The organism is Desulfobaculum sp. (assembly GCF_054921475.1).
The window spans coordinates 1-4,669 of the sequence record NZ_JBUDSW010000269.1 but is presented as its reverse complement, the minus strand read 5'-3'; the positions used below and the strand labels follow the sequence as shown (position 1 = coordinate 4,669).

At 63.4% G+C, this 4,669-nt stretch carries 3 protein-coding genes; 2 read left to right on the top strand and 1 reads right to left on the bottom strand.

Annotation, left to right across the window (positions count from 1 at the left end; translation table 11 throughout):
• Nucleotides 1-1,470 (top strand): ATP-binding protein (locus ACY69P_RS14350; RefSeq protein WP_462327963.1); only part of this gene is annotated, 1,470 nt, incomplete at its 5' end.
• 108 nt (nt 1,471-1,578) lie between these two features.
• Here the strand turns inward: ACY69P_RS14350 and ACY69P_RS14345 are convergent.
• Complete coding sequence (locus tag ACY69P_RS14345; protein ID WP_462327962.1) at nt 1,579-3,486, bottom strand: molybdopterin-dependent oxidoreductase; 1,908 nt, start codon at nt 3,484-3,486, stop codon at nt 1,579-1,581.
• Between the two features lie 90 nt (nt 3,487-3,576).
• Here ACY69P_RS14345 and ACY69P_RS14340 point away from each other — a divergent pair, with 90 nt between their 5' ends.
• Nucleotides 3,577-4,200, top strand: a complete 624-nt coding sequence (locus ACY69P_RS14340; RefSeq protein ID WP_462327961.1) for a YigZ family protein — start codon at nt 3,577-3,579, stop codon at nt 4,198-4,200.
• Nucleotides 4,201-4,669 lie beyond the last annotated feature (469 nt).

Here is a 4,669-nt window from a genome sequence, read left to right as displayed (position 1 = left end):
GTGATGGTCATCGTCCTCAATCTCAGCATGATCCGCACCATCATCCACCCCATCCACGACCTGCGCGACGCCATTGACGAAACGCGCCGGGGCGACTTTAGCCACCGTGTCGCCATCACCAGCAACGATGAAATCGGCGAGCTGGGCACGGCGTTCAACCATATGTCCGACCAGCTTGCGGCCTCGTACGAGGAAATCGACGCCAAAAACTCCGAACTGCGCGAGCGCAACGCCGCCCTGCGCAACGAAATAGTCGACCGCCGCAAGGCCGAGCAGGAAGCAAAACGCCTGCAACAGCGCCTGACCAGCGTCTTTGACTCCATGCCCTCCATCCTCGTCAGCGTGACGCCAGAGGGCGTCGTCAACCAGTGGAACCGCCGCGCCACGGACGACACAGGCCTCTCCCCCATGCAGGCCATCGGCTCCCCCCTTGCCGACGTGCTCCCCCGCCTTGCGCCGGAGATGAGCAACGTCCTTGCCGCCATCAACGAAGGGTCGCCCTATGTCATGCGCCGTCGCCCCCACACCGTGGATGGCGAAGAATGCTACGAGGATATCGCCATCTATCCCCTGCTCTCCAGCCGCGAGGCCGGCGCGGTCATCCGCGTGGACGACGTCACAGACCGCGTCCGCATTGAGGAAATGATGATTCAGACGGAGAAGATGCTCTCCGTTGGCGGTTTGGCCGCGGGCATGGCGCACGAAATCAACAATCCCCTTGGGGCCATCCTCCAAGGCGTGCAAAACGTCGAGCGCCGCCTGTCGCCGGACCTGCCCGCCAACATCCGCGCGGCGGACGAATCCGGAACCACGCTGGACACCGTGCGCGAGTATATGGAGCGCCGCAAAATCTTCCGCATGCTCACCGGCATCCGCGATGCAGGCAAGCGCGCGGCGCGCATCGTCTCCAACATGTTGGACTTTAGCCGGAAGAGCGAATCGCGCATGCTCCCCGCACGGCTGGAGGACATCGTCGCCGACACCATCGAGCTTGCCGCCAACGACTACGACATGAAAAAAAAGTACGACTTCCGCAAAGTGGACATCGTGCGCGAGCACGCCGACGGTCTGCCCGACGTGGTCTGCATCCGCACAGAAATCGAGCAGGTTCTGCTGAACATACTGCGCAACGCCACACAGGCCATGGCCATCCACGGCACAAACGGCGCGCCGCCCCAAATCACCGTGCGCACAAAAAAGGAACGCACCATGGCCGTCATCGAGGTGCAGGATAACGGCCCCGGCATGGACACCGCCCTGCAAAAGCGCATCTTTGAGCCGTTCTACACGACCAAGCCGCCGGGTGTGGGCACAGGCCTTGGCCTGTCCGTATCGTACTTCATCATCACCCAGAACCACGGCGGCGAATTCCACGTGCGCTCCGAACCCGGCCACGGCGCCTGTTTCATCATCCGCCTGCCCCTTGGCGAGCGCCAAACCGGCGAAGGCAACCTTGCCCACCGGGCCTAGCCCGTCCCCCGCATCGACGCGCCGCCCAGTCCCCACCAAAAAAGGGGCGCCCCCTCCCGCAGGAAGGGCCGCCCCTGAACATCAACTTATGCGCGCAGACGCGCCGCGTTAATTCTCCAGCCGCACGCGCTGGCTGTAGTACGCGGTGCCGCCGCCAAGGTCGGTTTCACTCGGCGTAATAAGCGGATTCAGGCACCGCTGGTGGCGCATCCAGCCGCCACGGCGCACCACAATCACCCCCGGGTGCAGGCTCTCGTCCAGCCGCACGCGCACTGCCACGCGCCCGCGCGCCGTGGCCACGTACACCTGCCGCTCAAGGTCCAGCCCCCGGAGTTCCGGATTCTGCGGCGAGACGAACGCCTCCGGCGCTTCCGGGTCCTCGTCAAAGGGAATCTGCGAGTGGATGGCGCGCTTGCTGACCAACGTCAGCAGTTGGCTGGGGTACTCCGCGTCCACGGCCGGCTCCTCGTGCAGATGCTCGGGGAAGCGGTACAGGCCGTCCGCGTGGCTGAACGTCAGCCCCTCGAACGCGACCTTGGGCCACCGCCCCTCAACAAAGCCGCGCTCACGCAGTGCATCCGGCGTCACTCCAAGGGACGGCGAATCCAGCGCCGTTTTCAAGACCTCTTCCGGGTCCGGCAGGTGGATGGGCTGCTCCAATCTGCGCCCAAGCTCGGCATAGATGTCCCAGTCGCACCGCGCCTCTCCCGGCGGGTCAAAGCATTTGGCCGACCAGTTCACATAGTTGTGCATGGACGAGCCAACCACGTCCTCGCGCTCCATCATCAGCGCGCACGGCAAAATCAAATCCGCCCGCAGCGCCGTGTCCGTAAAGAACGACTCCACCACCACGACAAACCCGCACTTGCCGAACGCCTCCTCAAGGACATCGCCAGCCGGAATCTGATTCACGGGGTTCATGCCGTCCACCCATATCATTTCCACAGGCGGGTCCGCCCGCAGGATGGCGCGGCCAAGGTCATGGATGGGCAGCTTGCGCGGCGGCGTTCCCGCGGCCTTTGCCCACTTCACAAAATTTCTGCTGGAGGAAATGCCATAATAGCTCCCGCCCCCGGACACGCCAATATTCCCCGAGAGCAGGGCAACCGCATTAATAAACCGCACATTCTCGCCGCCGTGCACGTAGCGTTGCAGGCCCCAGCCAATCAGCGTTGCCGTCGGCCCCTCTTCCACGTACCACCGCAGCAGTTCCGCGTAGTCGCTGGGCGTAACCTCGCACCGCGCCAGCAATTCCGCCACGGTCCAGCGTTCCAGCCCGCGCGACAGGGCGTCCAGATTGGCGCACCGGCGCGCCACCGCCACGTCCACGCCGTGCTCCATCAGCCCCTTGCACAGCGCCGCCGCAAGGAAGCGGTCCGTCCCCGGCCGGATGCGCACCAACGCGTCGGAAAAGTCCGCGTTGCCATCGCCGCCCGGCGAAATGGTCAGCACCTGCGCGCCGCCCTTCTTCGCCTGACGCACCAGCGCCGCCAAGTGCACGGAACTCCGCGACAAGTCACGCCCCCAGTTCACAATGCGCCGGGCGCGCAACAGGTCATCCGGCGCATTCTGCGCCAGCTCGCCAAAGTCCTGCTCGCACGCGGCAATGCCCGCTTCATCGCACACAGAACCGCTGGTGGCCGACGCCCCGAGCGAGCGGAAAAAATACTTCGATGCATCCGCCAGCACCCCGCGGTAGCCAAAGCCGCGCACATGCAGGATGGACTCCGGCGTTCGCCGCAGCTTGTTCACGCGCCGCGCAATAAGCGAAAAGGCTTCGTCCCACGTCACAGGCCAATAATTGCCGCCCTCGCGGACCAATGGCTGCGTAATGCGCTCGCCATGCGTCAGGCGCTCGCCAAAGCGCTGCGTCTTGCTGCACATAAAGCCGCGCGTGAAAGGGTGATCAGGATTGCCCCGGAGGCGTATCGCCCCGTCCTCGTCCCGCTGCGCCACAAGGGAACACGTATCGGGACAGTCCAATGTACACGCCGTGATGCATCGTTCGTTCTTCATCCTGCCTCGTTAGCCCAGGTCAGCCGCACTCGTCAAAGCCCCAAGCGCCGCCGATTGCACTTCCGCGCGCATCCCGGTATGCATCCACCCATGTCACAGGAATACGCCATACCCGCCATCCCCCGCCACAGCGCCGAGGATTCCATCAAGCGCAGCCGCTTCATCACCACCATCGCCCACGTGACCACCGTTGACGAAGCCCGCGCCTTCATCGCCGACATCAAAGCCCAGCACCCCGACGCCAACCACAACTGCTGGGCCTTCAACGCCGGACCCGCCGGCGACTCCGCCTTTGTCGGCTGCTCCGACGACGGCGAACCCTCCGGCACCGCCGGACGCCCCATGCTAAGCGTGCTCATGCACTCCGGCGTCGGCGAAATAGCCGCCGTGGTCACCCGCTACTTCGGCGGTATCAAGCTCGGCACCGGCGGCCTCGTGCGCGCCTACTCCAGCATGGTGCAACTCGCCCTCGACTCCCTGCCCACAACACGGCGCTTCGAAGCCGTGCGCCTCAGCATCAGCATCGACTACAAGCACATCACCCTCTTCAAACGCGCCCTGCCAACCTTCGAAGCAACCATCGACAACGAAACCTACGCCCGTGACGCCACCTTCACCCTCACCCTCCCCAAAGACAACGCCCAAGCCCTGCAAGAATACACCACCGAACTCACCGACGGCACCGCGCGGATTCATGAGGTGAAAGAAGAGTAGGAAGAGCAAAAAAAAGAGGGCCTCCGGCGGGTTAAGGAAATAATTTCCTTAACAATCCTTAGAATTTTTTGGACGGAAGCCGTCCAAAAAATAGGGGTGGGCGGGCGGGTTCCCCTGCCTTTTTCTTATGCACACCCAACAGGGATTCTCACCGGCCTTCCCCACGCGCCGAAGCCCCCCAAAAAAACTTCCCCATCCACTCAGGCGGGAGCCGTCAGGGGTGACGACCGCCCAATCCAAGCGCACCCGGTCTGTGCGCACATGGGATTCTCAAGGGGGCACGGCAGATTGTAATCCAAAACTGAACAGTCGGCAGGGAACCATCCACCTCAACCTTGAAGAAACAAAAAAGCCCATGCAAGCTGCTGGTTACGACACCAAAACTCCACAAAGGAGCGCAGCTGCATGGGCAAGAAGCACCTTACGTTAGAGAAGCGCGAAATACTAGCCCGGTTACTTTCTGAGGGCA